The following is a 15,850-nucleotide window of genomic DNA, read 5'->3' on the forward strand; positions in this document are numbered from 1 at the left end:
TCTGGCCGCTCAGCCATTGCAAGCCTCACGACAAATAAAATCTGCATCGGACGAGAGAGGTTCTCCCCAGGGTGACGCGGTCGGCGGCGCCGCGTCCCGCGGCCGGGCGCAGGGGTGGCCGGACGAGGACCGGCGCGGTCGCTACGCTTCCGTTGTGGCGGGCGAGGGCACTGTGGCGGACGCGCAGCGGCTGCACCGGATCCAGGTGATCACGGATGCGGCGCTGTCGCGGCTCGACGCGTCGGGGCTCCTCGACGAGCTGCTCGACCGGCTCCGGGAGCTGCTGGTGGTCGACACCGCCGCGATCCTCGTCCTCGACGCCCACGCCCGGCAGTTGGTGGCGGCGGCGGCCAAGGGGCTGGAGGAGGAGGTCTGGGAGGGCTTCCGGGTCGGGGTGGGCGACGGGTTCGCCGGCCGGGTCGCCCAGACCAAGCAGCCGGTGGTCGTCGCCGACGTCACCAGCGCGGACGTGGTGAGCCAGGTACTGCTGAATAAGGGCATCCGCTCCCTGCTGGGGGTCCCGATGCTGGCCGGCGGGGTCCTGGTCGGCGTCCTGCACGTGGGCACCCTCGCGCCCCGCCGGTTCACCGACGACGACGTGTACCTGCTCCAGTTGGCCGCCGACCGGGCCGGGATGGCCGCGCAGGTCCGCTCCCGGGGCCTGGAGCAGGCGGCGGCACTCGCGCTGCAGCGCAGCCTGCTGCCGCCCCAGCTTCCCCGCGTACCGGGCGTCGACCTGGCCGCCCGCTACGTACCCGGGCACGACCTGGGCATCGGCGGCGACTGGTACGACGTGTTCCCGCTGCCCTCGGGCTGGACCGGCGTGGTGATCGGCGACGTGTCGGGCCACGGGCTGCGGTCGGCCGTGATCATGGGTCGGCTCCGCAGCGCCCTGCGGTCGTACGCGCTGATCTGCGACGACCCGGCCGAGACCCTGGACATGCTGGACCGCAAGATCCACCACTTCGAGGCGGGGAACCTCGCCACGGCGCTGTACGCGATGGTCTCGCCGGACTGCGCGACGGTGCGGCTGTCGCTGGCCGGACACCTGCCGCCCGTCCTCGCCGCCGCCGGGCGCGAGGCGGAGCTGGTCTCGGCGCCGGTCGACCCGCCGCTGGGCATCGGGTCGGTGCGGCCCGTCCGGCACAGCACCGACATCGCCTTCCCCCCGGGCGCCGCGCTCGTCTGCTACACCGACGGGCTGGTCGAGCGCCGGGACGAGGTCATCGACGTGGGACTGGCGCGCCTGGTGGCCGCGGTGCGGACCGGCCCGGCCGAGGAGATCTGCGGCCGGATCATGCTGACCACGGACGTGGCGCGACCCACCGACGACATCGCGCTCCTCGCCGTCCGGCGCGCGCCGGACGGCGACGGCGACGACGGCGGGGGCCGGCAGCTCCTCGACGCCGGCTTCACCGCCGACGCGGTCGGGGCCGTCCGGCACGAGGTCGAGGCGGTCTCCCGGCGGCACGGGCTGGACGCCGAGGCCCTCGACGACTGGGTGACGGCCGTCAACGAGCTGATGGTCAACGCGGTGCGCCACGGCGGCGGCGCCGGCCACGTGACGCTCCGGCTCGCCGACCGGCTCACCTGCCGGGTCCGCGACCGCGGCGCCGGCTTCGCCGCCGCGCCGTACCTCGACCGGGCCACCCGGCCGGTCGTCTCGCCCACCGGCGGGATGGGCCTGTGGATCGTGCGGCAGATGGCGGAGGTCGTCAGCCTGGACAGCGACGCCGACGGCACGACGGTCGTCATCGCCGCCCGGCCCGGCGCCGCACCGCCCGCCTGAGGCCCGCCCGGACCCGCCGGTTCGCGGCCGCCGGGGGCTTTCCCCTCAGCACGCCGGGGGCAATCGGGTGTAGCGTCGACGGAGACATCTCATCGTCGGGTCGCTGATCCCCTTCCGGGGCTTGTCCTCTCGGCATCGGTACCGCCCGCCCACCGCGCGGGCTTCGGGGACCGATTGCACCCATGGACCGCCTCCGCCCGACGAAAGGCATATTTGCCATGGTCGCCACCATTCTCCCCCCGCCGCTGGACATCCAGCACGTGCACCGCGACACTGCCCGGACCGTCCTGCGGGCCGTCGGCGAGATCGACCTCGGTACCTGCGCGACCCTGCACCGTTGCCTGATCGAGACACTGCGCCACCGGGACGGCGGCGAGGTCGTCGTCGACGTGAGCGAGGTGTCGTTCCTGTCGGCGGCCGGGATCAACACGCTCCTGGCGTGCCGCGCCGCCGCCCGGCGCCGGGGCGTCGCGCTGGTCCTGGACGGGCCGCCGCCCCCCGTGTACCGCGTGCTGGACGTCACCGGCCTGCTGGACGTTCTCGGCGTCCGCCGCGGCCTCGACCGCCCGGACGGGCGCGACTGACCGAAAAGGTCGGACCGGCGCCGGAGCGACCACCGAAAGGTCCGACCGACTGCGAGCCCGGCGACGCGTCGGTCAGGCGGAGTCGGGCTCGGCCAGCCGCTCCGCGGCGGCGTAGGCCAGGTGCAGGAAGTCGGCGACCGTCACCGCCGCCAGGGCCCCGGCGGCCGTCCGGGTGACCCGGGGCGCGAGGACGAACCCGGCGGCCAGGCCCGTGCAGACCCAGACGCCCAGGCAGAACGGGCAGGTGACCAGCTCGCCGACGGCGTGCCCGGCCGGGTGCCGCAGGCGTACCTCCTCGGTGACCTCCCCCGGCCCCGCGGGCTCCCGGAAGCGGGTGAACGGCGCGCGCAGCGGACTGGTCACCGAGGACTTGGCGAGCAGCCGGCTGAGCTTGTGGGTGGCCGCGCCCAGCAGCGCCACGTCGGCGGCGCCCAGGCCGCGCGGGAGCCGGCCGCCGGCCCGGACCCGGGCGCCGACCAGCCCGAGCACCGCCGCGTACGCCGCCAGCTCGCCGACGTAGCCCGCCAGCGGGCGGGGCGCGTCCGGGCTGTACGCGGACGAGACCCGCCGGCCGGCGGCGGCGATCCGGCCCAGGGCGCCGCGCAGGCCCGCCGGGCGCTCCTGCGTCCCGACCGCGGGCCGCACCTCGACATGCGATGTCATGACAGACCCATCTCGATCATCATGCGGTGACCGCCCCCGATCCCTGCGGCGCACCGCGCCGGTGTGTCGCGGCCACCGGCGTCGCCGGGGGCCTGTCCCCAGCCATGCCCATCCGCGCGCCATCCACACCCGTTCGGCGGGACCGCGCTCTCAGGACAGGCCCGTAAGCCCTCTCCGGACGCGGCTCAGGCGCGGCGGACCGTGATGTCGCCGTAGGACGTGCGGCCCCGCACCTCGACGGTCTGGTCGGTGCGCTCGGGCCGGGCGGCGCCTTCCAGCAGGTTGCGCACGTGCCCGAACCCGGTGTTCACCTCCAGCCACGCGGCGGTGCCCTCGGCGACGCCGATCTCCAGGTCGCCGCAGGCGGTGCCGAGGACCACCGCGCCGCGGACCACCTCGCCGACGTGGACGCCGCCGTTGGACGTCTTCGCGTCGACCCCGGCACCGGCCCGCCCGACGCGGATGTGGCCGTTGGCCGCGCGGATCCGCACGTCGCCGCCGACCGCGTCGATCGTGGTGTCGCCATTGGAGTTCTTGACCACGGCGGCACCCTCGACCTTGCCGAGCTGGACGTGCCCGGTACCGGTGGAGACCTCGGCGTCGCCCGCGACGTCCCCGGCGGTGACGTGGCCGGCCGAGGTGTCCAGCCGCAGCGGGCCCGTGTGTTCGAACCGGACGTGCCCGGCCGAGGTCCTGAGCCGGCACTCCCCGAGCCGGCCGGTGCCGTGCAGGTCGCCGAGCTGCGTCTGGGCGGCCACCTGGGAGCCGCTGGGCAGGGCGACGGAGACCTCGACCGACCGGCTCTTGCGGGAGAAGTCGAAGGCGCGCGACCGCGGGCCGGTCACCCGCAGCGCGCCGTCGGCGTAGTCGACCCGGACCTGCCGGGCCGCCTGCACGTCGGACTCGTCGGCGTCGTTGCTGGGGCGGACCTCGACGACGGTGTCGGTGCGGTCGCTCGCGCTGATCCGCACGTTGCCGACGCCGAGTTCGAGCGTGACGGAGATGGGGCCGGGGGTCTCGAATTCGGGCATGGAGGTCTCCACATCATGGGTAGGCGCGTCGTCCCCCAGGGCGGGGGCGGAAGGAGAACGGGGTGCGGTCAGCGCACCCAGCCGGTGAAGCGCTGTCTGGTCCGCCTGGCGGTGTCGTGCTCCTCGGGCCGCCGGTCGTGCCCGGCCCGCGGCAGGGCGGCGGCGGCCGCCCGGACCAGCCAGGCGTTGACCGACCGGCCCTCCCTGGCGGCGGCCTCCTCGATGGCCGCCTTGAGCTGCTCGGGCAGGCGTACGTTGATCCGCGCGGCGGGACCGTCCTCGGCGACCGGCAGGTCGCTGTCCGGCCCGCCGCCGGCCGCCGGCCCGTCCGTCGGGGTAGGCGGCTCGACGGGCGGCGGGGTCACGACGAAGTGCGGGTCTCGCCCGCGCAGGCGCAGCTCCACCGATCCCGGCGCGAGGTCCCGGGTGACCTCGTCGGCGGCCGCCGACAGCGCGTCCAGCAGGGCCATGCGGATCGCCGACTCCAGCGGCCCGGTCAGGCGCTCGACCAGCGCGCGCGCCTCGTCGCCGCCGGCTTCGGCCAGCGTGGCGAACTCGCGGCCGAGGTTGTTCACATGCGAGGTCAGGTCCATGGCACCATGATGGCACACAGCGGTGCCACGAACAAGGCAGTGCGCACACATTGTGGCAGCACTTTGGCACACCCGTCCGCGAGCGGGGTGCGTCAGGCTGCCGGCGCCGTGAGCAGGGCCACCACCTCGTCGATGTACCGCTGGCGGTCGGCCCGGCCCCGCGGGACCAGCGCGGGCGTCGCGTGGGCGAGCTGGGCGTGGCCAAGGTACGCGGTGAACGCCAGCAGGCCGCGGCGGTGCGCCTCGGCGGCGGGGAAGCCCAGGTCGCGGAAGAGCTGCGCGGTGTAGTCGAGGCGGCGTCGGCTGACGCGCGCCAGCGCCGGGGCCACCAGCGGGTGGGCGGCCGAGGCCAGCACGGCCACCTCCACGGGGTCGTGGTCGGTGGAGGTCAGGACCGTGGCCAGGAGCAGCCGGATCCGCGCCCGGGGGTCCGGCTCGGCGTCCACGAACCGGATGACCGCCTCGGTGTGCCCGTCCTCCCAGCGCCGCAGCGCGGCGGCGACCAGCGCGTCGCGGTTGGCGAAGTGCCAGTAGAAGCTGCCCTTGGTGGCGCCGAGCCGGGCGGCGAGCGGCTCGACCGCGACCGCGGCGAGGCCGCCGCGGCCGATCGCGTCGAGCGCGGCCCCGGCCCAGTCGTCGGCGGTGAGGCGGCTCACGGGTGGTCGGGGCATTTCCGTACGGTACCGTACGGAGGAGAGACCATACGGCACCGTACGGAGGTCACCATGGCTACCGGCGACACCCCGGCGATCCGCAACGTCCACGAACGCGCGCTGCCCGTCCCGGCCGACCGGGTCGGCCGCCTGCTGGACCGGCTCGCCTCGGCCGACGACCCGCTCTGGCCGTCCCCGACCTGGCGGCCCGTACTCCTGGATCGGCCGCTCGGCGTCGGCGCGGCCGGCGGCCACGGCGCCATCCGCTACCGGGTCACCCGCTACGAGCCGGGTCGCCTCCTCGCGTGCGCGTTCGACCCGGCCATCGGGCTGACCGGCGTCCACGTCTTCGAGGTACAGGAGCGCGGGCCGGACCGCTGCGTGATCCGGCACCGGCTGGAGGGCCGGCCCACCGGCGCCATGCGGCTGCTCTGGCCGCTGCTGGTTCGGCAGTGCCACGACGCGGTGGTGGAGCACCTGCTCGACAACGCCGAGCGGCACGTCACGGGCGGCGTCCGCGCGCCGGTGCGGTACCCGTGGCCGGTGCGCCGGGCGGCGGCCGCCGAGAGCGTCCGCGTCCGGGCGGTGCCGGTCCCGGCCGGGGCCCGGCTGCTGCGGGAGTGCCCGGCGCGCCGCGACCTCGCCGACGCGTACTCCCTGCGCGTCCCGCCCGGGACGTCCGCGGACCCCCAGGACTGGGCGGACGCCGTCTTCCGCAGGCCGCCGCCGGCCGTCGCCGCGCTCCTGCGGCTGCGCAACGCCCTCGCGCCGCTGGTCGGGGTGGCGCCCGAGGGCGCGACGGCGTTCGACACCCTGGCGACCGGCGACGGCGAGGTGCTGCTGGGCACCGACGCCGCGCACCTGGACTTCCGGGTCAGCGTCCTCGTCGCGCCGGGACCCGGGGCCACCACGGTCACGGTCTCCACCGTGGCCGCGGCGCGCACCCGGGTCGGGCGCGGGTACCTGGCCCTGGTGCGGCTGGCGCACCCGGCGGTGGTCCGGGCGATGCTGCGGCACGCCGGCCGGGAGGCGACGGCGCCGCAGGTGGTCCGCCGCCCGCCGGCCCGCGCGCGCGAAGCCGCCCGGTAGCCGCCGGGCGGCGGACCCGCGCCGCCGGTCAGGCCGGCGGGGCGGGGAAGCGCTGCCAGACCCGGTGCGCGCCCAGCAGGTCCACGACGGCGTCGAGCGCCGCGGTCCCGGTGTCCGCGGTGACCACGCCGGGGGTGCCGGCGACGCCGGCCTGCCGCAGTACCGCGGCGCCCTCCCCCCACGCCCCGACCGCCTTGCCGTGCCGCCAGCACTCGTCGACCAGCAGCAGGACCCGCGGGTCCACCGGCGCGGCCCCCGCCGCGCCGGCCTTGGCGTCCCGGGCGGGCGTCGCGTCGGGCCCGGGTGCCGGCGCCCCGGCGAGGACGAGCGCGTCGTACTCGACCGAGCGGGCGGTGGCGAACGTCCGCTGCACCGGCATTCCGCCCGCCGCGCCGCCGCGCACCGCGATCAGCAGCGGCACCATCGCGGCGGCCGACACCGCCGCCCGCACCGCCTCGACGCCGTCGAGGTCGCCGTCGGCGTCCACCACGATGCCGACGGTGCGCCCGTCGACCGGCCAGCGGCCGCCGACCTGCGACAGCGCGGGGCTCGGCTGGACCTGCGCGGGCGGCGCGGTCGGCTCTGGCGCCGGGAGCCCGAGCCCGGCGGCGACCTGCGCGCACAGCACGGCGTCGATGTTGGCCAGACACTGGAGCTGCCGCTCCCGGATCGCCTGGTGGTGACACTTGCCCAGCTCGAACGTGTACGCCTGCACGATGTGCGCGCGCTCCACCGGCGTCATGCTCAGCCAGAACAGCCGGGCCTGGCTGTAGTGGTCGTCGAAGGACGCCGGGGCGGCCCGGACCTTGGGTGCCTCCGCGACGGTCACCGGCACGTCGAGGAACGCGTGCGTGGCGTCGTCGGCGGGGAACGGGTTGCCGCCGTCGAGGGTGTTCGGCCGGTAGGGGGCCACGCCGGTGTGCACCGCCTGCTGGTGGAAGCCGTCGCGCAGCATGTCGTTGACCGGCGCGTGCGGCCGGTTGATCGGGATCTGCGGGAAGTTCGGGCCGGCGAGGCGGGTGAGCTGGGTGTCCAGGTAGGAGAACAGCCGGCCCTGCAGCAGCGGGTCGTTGGTGACGTCGATGCCGGGGGTCAGGTTGCCGAGGTGGAAGGCGACCTGCTCGGTCTCGGCGAAGAAGTTCGTCGGCGTGTGGGTGAGGGTCAGGCGCCCGACCGGCTGTACCGGGGCCAGCTCCTCCGGGACCAGCTTGGTGGCGTCGAGCAGGTCGATGCCGGCGAAGGTCTCCTCCGGCGTGTCCGGGAAGACCTGCAGGCCCAGCTCCCACTCGGGCAGCGCGCCGGCCTCGATCGCGTCGTACAGGTCCCGGCGGTGGTAGTCCGGGTCGACGCCGCCCAGGAGCTGGGCCTCCTCCCAGACCAGGGAGTGCACGCCGAGCTTCGGCTTCCAGTGGAACTTGGCCAGCGACGTCTGTCCCGCCTCGTTGACCAGCCGGAAGGTGTGGACGCCGAAGCCCTCCATGGTCCGGTACGAGCGCGGGATGCCCCGGTCGGACATGTTCCAGAGGGCGTGGTGCTGCGCCTCGGTGTGCAGCGAGACGAAGTCCCAGAATGTGTCGTGGGCGCTCTGCGCCTGCGGGATCTCGCGGTCCGGGTGCGGCTTGGCCGCGTGGATGATGTCGGGGAACTTGATGGCGTCCTGGACGAAGAAGACGGGCATGTTGTTGCCGACCAGGTCGAAGGTGCCCTCGTCGGTGTAGAACTTCGTCGCGAAGCCGCGGGTGTCCCGCACCGTGTCGGCGGAGCCGCGCGACCCGAGCACCGTGGAGAACCGGACGAACACCGGCGTCTCGCGGTCCCGCTGGAGGAACCCGGCCCGGGTCACCTCCGCGGCGGTGCCGTAGGCGCGGAACCGGCCGTGCGCGCCCGCGCCGCGCGCGTGGACGACGCGCTCGGGGATCCGCTCGTGGTCGAAGTGGGTGATCTTCTCGCGCAGGTGGTGGTCCTGCAGGAGCACGGGGCCGCGCGGGCCGGCCTTGAGGGAGTGGTCGGTGTCGCGCAGGCGGGCGCCCTGCGCGGTGGTGAGGTACGCGCCCTGCTGGCCGCACGCCGCCCGCGGCGCGCCGGTGTCGGCGCCGGTCGGCGAGCGCGTCTCCGGGGCGCCCTGCTCGGGCCCCGGGGGCGGCGGATCCCGCGGCGCGGTGGGCTCCGCCACCGGCGGCGACTCGCTGCCCGGCGCCCCGGGCACCACGACGGGCGGGGTACCGGCGACGGCCTCCGCCACGGCCTCCACCGCTTCCTTGATCACTTCGACCGGCTTGTTGGATTCCACCTGACCTGCTCCTCTTGGGCGGACTGTGCAGGACTGACCCGACTCAGCCGGGCTACCCGCGGGGCCGCGCGGCGAAACGCGCCCTGTGTGGACGGATGACCGCCGCCGCCGCGCCGGTCGGTGACGGCGGGATCGACCGACGGCGAAATCTTGAACAGCTCTAGATAAGTGGGCTATCGTGGGCCGCATGACGTCCGACCTCGCGGCGCAGTTGCGGGGGGTCTCGCTGCGGGTGACCCGGCCTCGGCTGGCGGTGCTCGCCGCGCTCCGGGACCACCCGCACGTCGACACCGACACGGTGATCGCGCTGGTCCGGGCCGACCACCCGCGGGTGTCGCACCAGGCCGTCTACGACGTACTGCGGGCACTCACCGCCGCCGGCCTGGTCCGGCGCATCCAGCCCGCCGGTGCCACCGCCCGCTACGAGTCGCGGGTCGGGGACAACCACCACCACGTCGTGTGCCGCTCCTGCGGCGCGATCGCCGACGTCGACTGCGCCGTCGGCCACGCCCCCTGCCTCACCGCTGCCGACGACCACGACTTCGTCATCGACGAGGCGGAGGTCGTCTACTGGGGCACCTGCCCGGACTGCGCCACCGCACGCACCGCCCAGTGAGCCGACCTTGGGAAGGAAGCAGATGAGCAACCCACAGGACAACGCCCCCTCCAGCGCGCAGGGGGTGGACCAGAAGGCGGCGGCCGGCTGCCCGGTCGCGCCGGAGTCCGCGACCGCGCACGGCAGCGAGAGCGAGAACCCGGTGATCGACTCGCCGACGCCGAGGACCGGCGGGCGCCCGCGCACCAACCGGGACTGGTGGCCGAACCAGGTGGACCTGTCGGTACTGCACGCCCACTCCCCCCGGGGCAATCCGCTGGGCGCGGACTTCCGGTACCCGCGGGAGTTCGCCAAGCTCGACGTCGAGGCCCTGAAGCGGGACGTCGCCGAGGTGCTCACCACCTCCCAGGACTGGTGGCCGGCGGACTTCGGCCACTACGGCGGTCTGATGATCCGGCTGAGCTGGCACGCCGCCGGCACGTACCGCATCCACGACGGCCGGGGCGGGGCCGGCGACGGCAGCCAGCGGTTCGCCCCGCTCAACAGCTGGCCCGACAACGCCAACCTCGACAAGGCCCGCCGGCTGCTGTGGCCGGTCAAGCAGAAGTACGGCCAGCGGGTCTCCTGGGCCGACCTGCTGGTGCTCGCCGGGAACGTGGCCCTGGAGTCGATGGGCTTCGAGACCTTCGGCTTCGGCTTCGGCCGCGCGGACGTCTGGGAGCCCGAAGAGATCTTCTGGGGCCCCGAGGACGCCTGGCTCGGCGACGAGCGGTACGTCGGCGACGCGACGATGGCGGACGAGGTCGGCGCGACCGAGATGGGGCTGATCTACGTCAACCCGGAGGGGCCGCGCGGCAACGCCGACCCGGCGGCGGCGGCCCACTTCATCCGGGAGACGTTCGCGCGGATGGCGATGAACGACGAGGAGACCGTCGCCCTCATCGCCGGGGGCCACACCTTCGGCAAGACCCACGGCGCCGGCAGCGCCGACGACCACGTCGGACCCGAGCCCGAGGCCGCCCCGCTGGAGGCGCAGGGACTCGGCTGGCTGAGCAGCCACGGCAGCGGGCGGGGTGCCGACACGATCACCAGCGGCCTGGAGGTGACCTGGACCGACCGCCCGACACAGTGGAGCAACCGCTTCTTCGAGATCCTGTTCGGGTACGAGTGGGAGCTGACCACCAGCCCGGCCGGGGCGAAGCAGTGGGTCGCCCGGGACGCCGAGGCGATCATCCCGGACCCGTACGACCCGGCCCGCCGGCACCGGCCGACGATGCTCACGACCGACCTGGCGCTGCGCGTCGACCCGGCGTACGAGAAGATCTCCCGCCACTTCCTGGCGCACCCCGACGCGTTCGCGCTGGCCTTCGCCAAGGCCTGGTACAAGCTGCTGCACCGCGACATGGGCCCGGTGACCCGCTTCCTCGGCCCGTGGGTCCCCGCACCGCAGCTCTGGCAGGACCCGGTGCCGGCCGTCGACCACGCCCTGGTCGGCGACGCCGACATCGCCGCCCTCAAGGCCCGGGTCCTGGCCTCCGGCCTCACCACTGCCGAACTGGTCGCCACCGCCTGGGCGGCCGCGGCGAGCTTCCGGTCCACCGACAAGCGGGGCGGCGCCAACGGCGGCCGGATCCGCCTCGAACCCCAACGCAGTTGGGAGGTCAACCAGCCCGCCCAGCTCGCGCGGGTGCTGGACACGCTGGAGGAGGTGCGGCGGGAGTTCCACGACTCCGGCGGCGCGCGGATCTCGCTGGCCGACCTCGTCGTGCTGGCCGGTGCGGCGGCCGTCGAGCAGGCGGCGCACGCCGCCGGGGTCAAGGTGACCGTGCCGTTCCGGCCGGGCCGCACCGACGCCGCCGCGGAGCAGACCGACGCCGAGTCCTTCCGGGTCCTGGAGCCGCGCGCCGACGGGTTCCGCAACTACCTGCGGCCGGGCGAGAAGCTGCCGCCGGAGACGCTGCTGGTCGAGCGGGCGTACCTGCTCGGCCTGACCGCGCCGGAGATGACCGTGCTCGTCGGCGGCCTGCGCGTCCTCGGGGCCAACGCCGACGGCAGTCCGCACGGCGTGCTGACCGACCGGCCCGGCGCGCTGACCACCGACTTCTTCGCCAACCTGCTCGCCCCGGGGACCCGGTGGCGGGCGTCGGCGGACCGGGAGCACGTCTACGAGATCCGCGACGCGGCCACCGACGACCTGCGCTGGACGGCCACCGCCGTCGACCTGGCCTTCGGTTCCCACTCGCAGCTACGGTCCCTCGCCGAGGTCTACGCCAGCCGGGACGCCGACGAGAAGTTCGTGACCGACTTCGTCGCCGCGTGGAGCAAGGTCATGGAGCTCGACCGGTTCGACCTCGTTGACTGAACCGGCCGGGCCGGCCCGGGCGACGCCGCTCGCCGCCCGGGCCCCCGGGCCGGACCTGGCCCGGGGGTTCATGCTGCTGTTCATCGCCCTGGCCAACTCGCACCACTTCCTGCGGGGCGCCACCGTGCGCGGCGGCTACCCCCAGGACGGGTCGGGGCTGGACTCGGCGGTCACCTGGCTGCTGTCAACCTTCGTCGACGGCCGCGCCTTCCCGATGTTCGGGCTCCTGTTCGGCTACGGCGTCGCCCGGATCGCCGACCGGCAGCGGGCCGCCGGCCCGCGGCGGGTGCGCCGGCTGCTGTGGCGGCGCAGCCTGGTGCTGGTCGCGGTCGGCCTGCTCCACGCGGTCCTGCTCTTCGCCGGGGACATCCTGACCGCGTACGGCGTGCTGCTGCTCGTCGGCGCGCTCCTGGTGCGCTGGCGGGACCGGTGGCTGCTGGTGGTCGCCGTGCTGCACCTGCTGCTCCTGGCGCTACCGGGCGACTCCGCCCTGCACGTCGCACCGCCCGAGCCCGCGCTGCTGCCCCCCGACCCGGCCGCCGCGGTCGTGCTCCGCGCCCAGTTGTCGCTGGTCGTGGCGCTGGCCGGACCGATCGGCTTCCTGGGCCCGTTCGTGCTCGGCCTGTGGGCGGGCCGCCGCCGCGTCCTGGAGGCGCCGTCCCGGCACCGGACGCTGCTGCGGGTCACCGCCGCCGCCGGCCTCGGGGCGGCGATCCTCGGCGCGCAGCCGGTGGCGCTGGTGCTCGCGGGCGCGACGCCGGTGCCCGGCGACGGGACGGCCGCGCTGTACAGCTCGCTGCACGGGGTGACGGGGGTGCTCGGCGGCCTCGGCTACGCCGCGCTGTTCGCCCTGCTCGCCGACTGGCTCCCTACCCGGGCGCGCCGGCCGGTCACCGACGCGGTCGCCGCCACCGGCCAGCGGTCGATGACCTGCTACCTGGCCCAGTCCCCGGTCTGGGCGCTGGTGTTCACCCCGTTCCTGCTGGACCTCTCCGGCACGCTGACCGTCGCCGGTACCGCCCTGCTGGCCGCCGCGACCTGGGCGGCGACCGTCCTGCTGGCCGGGTGGCTGCGCCGGACGGGGCGACGGGGGCCGTTCGAGTCGCTGGTCCGCCGCGTCACCTACGGCGCGCCGCCGCGCTGACCACCGGGACCGCGCCTCGCCCCTACCGCCGCGGTAATGAGCCGTACTAGCATCGGCTCATTACCGACGGGGAGGAGTGGCCGATGCTGGACGCGACGAGGGCACGGGACTGGGTGGCCCGCTGGGACCGGCAGCAGGAGCGGTACCTGGCCGACCGGGAGGAGCGGTTCACCGTCATCGGCGACGTGGTCACCGCCGCCCTGGCCGACCGGCCCGCCCCGCGCATCCTCGACGTCGGCTGCGGACCCGGCTCGCTCGCCGCCCGGCTGGCCCGCCGGCTGCCCGCCGCCGAGATCGTCGGCGTCGACGCCGACCCGGTCCTGCTGGCCCTGGCGGAGGCCGCGCACCCGGCGGCGGCCCGCTTCGCGCACGCCGACCTGCGCGCCGCCGACTGGCCCGCGCAGGCGGGGCTCGCCGGGCCGCTGGACGCCGCGCTCTCCACCACCGCGCTGCACTGGCTCAGCGAGTCCGACCTCGGCGCGCTGTACCGGCGGCTGGGCGCGCTGGTCCGGCCGGGCGGGGTGCTGGTCAACGCCGACCACCTGTACGACGACCAGCCCGGCGTGCGGGCGCTGGCCCGGCTGGTGCGCAAGGCCCGGGCGGCGCGCGCCGGGGTCGAGGAGAACGAGGACTGGGCTGCCTGGTGGGCCGCCGTCGAGGCGGCGCCCGAGCTGGCCGGGCCGGTCGCGCAGCGGCGCGCCCGCGGCTACGCCCACTCCGACGAGGCGGACCTGAGCACGGCCACCCACGCCCGGCTGCTGCGGGCGGCGGGCTTCGCCGAGGTCGGGGTGGTGTGGCGGTCCGGCGACGACACGGTACTGGTCGCCCTGCGCTGAGCGGCGCCGCGGAAAAAATTCGCGGCGCCGGATGTCGAGAACCCCGGACCGGCTCCGTCCCCCGGGTACCCGCGGCCACAATGGGTCGCAGCCGTACCGAGGAGAGACACGATGGCGAAGTACCTGCTGCTCAAGCACTACCGCGGCGCCCCTGCCCCGGTCAACGACGTCCCCATGGACAGGTGGACGCCGGAGGAGATCGCGGCGCACGTGCAGTACATGAACGACTTCGCGCACCGGCTGGAGGAGACCGGCGAGTTCGTCGACGGCCAGGCGCTCGCCCCCGACGGGATGTTCGTCCGGTACGACGGCGAGGGCCGGCCGCCGGTCACCGACGGCCCGTTCGCCGAGACCAAGGACCTCATCGCCGGCTGGATGGTGATCGACGTCGACAGCCGCGACCGCGCCGTCGCGCTGGCCGGGGAGCTGTCGGCCGCCCCCGGCGCGGGCGGGCGCCCCATCCACGAGTGGCTGGAGGTACGCCCCTTCCTCACCTCCCCGCCCACCATCACGGAGTGACCCCCGCGCTGGACGAGGCGCTGCTGCGGCGCCTCGCGCCGGTCGTGCTCGGCGTCCTCGTCCGCCGCGGGGCCGACTTCGCGGCGGCCGAGGACGCCGTCCAGGAGGCGCTGGTCGAGGCGGTCCACGCCTGGCCGGCCGACCCGCCGCGGGACCCGACCGGCTGGCTGGTCACCGTGGGCTGGCGCCGGTTCCTCGACGCCACCCGCGCGGACGCCGCCCGGCGCCGGCGGGAGAGCGCCGTCGGCGACGAGCCGGCGCCCGGCCCGGCGACCGCGGTGGACGACACGCTCCGGCTCTACTTCCTGTGCGCCCACCCGTCGCTGACGCCGTCATCCGCGGTCGCGCTCACCCTGCGCGCCGTCGGCGGGCTGACCACCCGCCAGATCGCCCGGGCGTACCTGGTGCCCGAGGCGACCATGGCGCAGCGGATCAGCCGGGCCAAGCGGACCGTGTCCGGCGTGCGGTTCGACCGGCCCGGCGACGTGGCCACCGTGCTGCGCGTGCTCTACCTCGTCTTCAACGAGGGCTACTCCGGCGACGTCGACCTCGCCGCCGAGGCCATCCGGCTCACCCGGCAGCTCGCGGCCGCGAGCGACCACCCCGAGGTGGCCGGGCTGCTGGCCCTGATGCTGCTGCACCACGCGCGGCGGGCGAGCCGGACCGCGCCCGACGGCAGCCTCGTGCCGCTCGCCGACCAGGACCGCGGTCGGTGGGACACCGCGGCGATCGCCGAGGGCGTCGCCATTCTCCAGGGCGCGCTCGCCCGGGACCGGGTGGGCGAGTTCCAGGCCCAGGCGGCGGTCGCGGCGCTGCACGCCGACGCGCCCGCGGCGGCGGAGACCGACTGGGTACAGATCGTGGAGTGGTACGACGTGCTCGCGGGGTTGACCGACAGCCCGGTCGTCCGGCTCAACCGGGCGGTGGCCGTCGGCGAGGCCGACGGGCCGCGCGCCGGGTTGGCGGCGCTCGCCGCGCTGGACGACACGCTGCCGCGGCACACCGCCGTGGCGGCGTACCTGCACGAGCGCGACGGGGACGCGGTGACGGCCGCGCGGTTGTACGCGGAGGCGGCCCGCCAGGCGACCACGCTCGCCGAGCGCGACCACCTGACGCGCCAGGCCGCCCGGCTCCACGCGCGGGGCGCGGATTCCTGACGCTGCCCGCCCGGGCGGGTGGCCGCGCGCGGACAGGTGCCGGGGCGCCGCAACGGGGTCTCCCCGCACCCGCGCCCCTGAGGGACGCCGGCACGGGGAGACAGGAGGATCAGCTCAGGGTGAGCCGATCACCTCCACCACTGGTAGTTGCCGCCGTTGCAGTCGTGCGTGTAGAGCTGCTTGGCGGCGTTGCTGTCGAGACAGAAGCCGGTGGCGACGTTCTTGAAGCCGACGTCGCCGCCGCGGCGGAGCACCGTCCACTTCTGGTAGTTGCCGCCGTTGCAGCTGTGCGTGTAGGCGGCCTTCGCGGCGTTGCTGTCCAGGCAGAAGCCCGTCGCCACGTTCCTGAGGACGACGCCGCCCCCGGAGCTGACGTTCCACTTCTGGTAGTTGCCGCCGTTGCAGTCGTGCGTGTAGGCGGCCTTCGCGGCGTTGCTGTCCAGGCAGAAGCCCGTCGCCACGTTCCTGAAGGTCTGCACGGAGCGGGCTTCGGCCGCGCTCGCGGGCGAAGCGACCGCCACACCGGTAAAGACGAGCGCCGCGGCCGCGGCAGCGGACACGAGCGTGCTCCTGATGCTGATCAT

At 75.5% G+C, this 15,850-nt stretch carries 15 protein-coding genes; 9 read left to right on the forward strand and 6 right to left on the reverse strand.

Annotated elements, in window-relative coordinates; genetic code table 11:
• The first annotated feature begins 154 nt into the window (after positions 1-154).
• Together IEY75_RS13760 and IEY75_RS13765 are read left to right on the forward strand one after the other, a co-directional pair.
• On the forward strand, positions 155-1,789 hold the full coding sequence (locus IEY75_RS13760; RefSeq protein WP_229789675.1) for an ATP-binding SpoIIE family protein phosphatase: 1,635 nt from the start codon (positions 155-157) through the stop codon (positions 1,787-1,789).
• Positions 1,790-2,007: 218 nt separating this feature from the next.
• On the forward strand, positions 2,008-2,373 hold the full coding sequence (locus IEY75_RS13765) for an anti-sigma factor antagonist (protein ID WP_189114733.1): 366 nt from the start codon (positions 2,008-2,010) through the stop codon (positions 2,371-2,373).
• A 72-nt stretch (positions 2,374-2,445) separates the two neighbouring features.
• Here IEY75_RS13765 and IEY75_RS13770 read toward each other — a convergent pair whose 3' ends face one another.
• From IEY75_RS13770 to IEY75_RS13785, 4 genes are all read right to left on the reverse strand, one after another.
• Entirely contained in the window at positions 2,446-2,967 is a 522-nt protein-coding gene (locus IEY75_RS13770; RefSeq protein WP_373290277.1) for a DUF1360 domain-containing protein, read from the reverse strand.
• Positions 2,968-3,221: 254 nt separating this feature from the next.
• The gene (locus tag IEY75_RS13775; RefSeq protein ID WP_189114735.1) at positions 3,222-4,067 is read right to left on the reverse strand and encodes a DUF4097 family beta strand repeat-containing protein; all 846 of its coding nucleotides are present in this window, start codon (positions 4,065-4,067) and stop codon (positions 3,222-3,224) included.
• A 68-nt stretch (positions 4,068-4,135) separates the two neighbouring features.
• Positions 4,136-4,660, reverse strand: a complete 525-nt coding sequence (locus IEY75_RS13780) for a YlcI/YnfO family protein (RefSeq protein WP_189114736.1) — start codon at positions 4,658-4,660, stop codon at positions 4,136-4,138.
• 92 nt (positions 4,661-4,752) lie between these two features.
• Positions 4,753-5,331, reverse strand: coding sequence for a TetR/AcrR family transcriptional regulator (locus tag IEY75_RS13785; RefSeq protein WP_189114737.1), 579 nt, complete (start codon positions 5,329-5,331; stop codon positions 4,753-4,755).
• A gap of 54 nt (positions 5,332-5,385) precedes the next feature.
• On the opposite strand from IEY75_RS13785, the gene IEY75_RS13790 reads away from it, so the two are divergent.
• Entirely contained in the window at positions 5,386-6,402 is a 1,017-nt protein-coding gene (locus tag IEY75_RS13790) for a DUF2867 domain-containing protein (RefSeq protein WP_189114738.1), read from the forward strand.
• Between the two features lie 28 nt (positions 6,403-6,430).
• Here the strand turns inward: IEY75_RS13790 and IEY75_RS13795 are convergent, their stop codons facing one another.
• Positions 6,431-8,692, reverse strand: coding sequence for a catalase (locus IEY75_RS13795; RefSeq protein ID WP_189114739.1), 2,262 nt, complete (start codon positions 8,690-8,692; stop codon positions 6,431-6,433).
• Positions 8,693-8,879: 187 nt separating this feature from the next.
• Between IEY75_RS13795 and IEY75_RS13800 the strand changes: the two genes are divergently transcribed.
• The 6 genes from IEY75_RS13800 (at position 8,880) to IEY75_RS13825 (ending at position 15,266) form a co-directional block, all read left to right on the forward strand.
• Entirely contained in the window at positions 8,880-9,308 is a 429-nt protein-coding gene (locus IEY75_RS13800; protein ID WP_189114740.1) for a Fur family transcriptional regulator, read from the forward strand.
• 22 nt (positions 9,309-9,330) lie between these two features.
• Positions 9,331-11,610 (forward strand): catalase/peroxidase HPI, encoded by a 2,280-nt coding sequence (gene katG, locus IEY75_RS13805; RefSeq protein WP_189114741.1) that lies wholly within the window; start codon positions 9,331-9,333, stop codon positions 11,608-11,610.
• The gene (locus tag IEY75_RS13810) at positions 11,603-12,754 is read left to right on the forward strand and encodes a DUF418 domain-containing protein (protein ID WP_229789676.1); all 1,152 of its coding nucleotides are present in this window, start codon (positions 11,603-11,605) and stop codon (positions 12,752-12,754) included. The genes katG and IEY75_RS13810 overlap by 8 nt, the downstream gene beginning before the upstream one ends.
• A gap of 83 nt (positions 12,755-12,837) precedes the next feature.
• Positions 12,838-13,590 carry a class I SAM-dependent methyltransferase gene (locus IEY75_RS13815; RefSeq protein ID WP_189114742.1) on the forward strand — a complete coding sequence of 251 codons (753 nt, stop codon included), beginning with the start codon at positions 12,838-12,840 and terminating at the stop codon, positions 13,588-13,590.
• Between the two features lie 111 nt (positions 13,591-13,701).
• Entirely contained in the window at positions 13,702-14,109 is a 408-nt protein-coding gene (locus IEY75_RS13820; RefSeq protein ID WP_189114743.1) for a YciI family protein, read from the forward strand.
• Positions 14,110-14,117: 8 nt separating this feature from the next.
• Positions 14,118-15,266: an RNA polymerase sigma factor gene (locus IEY75_RS13825; protein WP_229789698.1), complete on the forward strand. Its 1,149-nt coding sequence runs from the start codon at positions 14,118-14,120 to the stop codon at positions 15,264-15,266.
• 128 nt (positions 15,267-15,394) lie between these two features.
• Here the strand turns inward: IEY75_RS13825 and IEY75_RS13830 are convergent, their stop codons facing one another.
• The gene (locus IEY75_RS13830; protein WP_189114745.1) at positions 15,395-15,850 is read right to left on the reverse strand and encodes an RICIN domain-containing protein; all 456 of its coding nucleotides are present in this window, start codon (positions 15,848-15,850) and stop codon (positions 15,395-15,397) included.

This window comes from Pilimelia terevasa (assembly GCF_014647915.1).
Taxonomy (GTDB): Bacteria; Actinomycetota; Actinomycetes; order Mycobacteriales; family Micromonosporaceae; genus Pilimelia; species Pilimelia terevasa.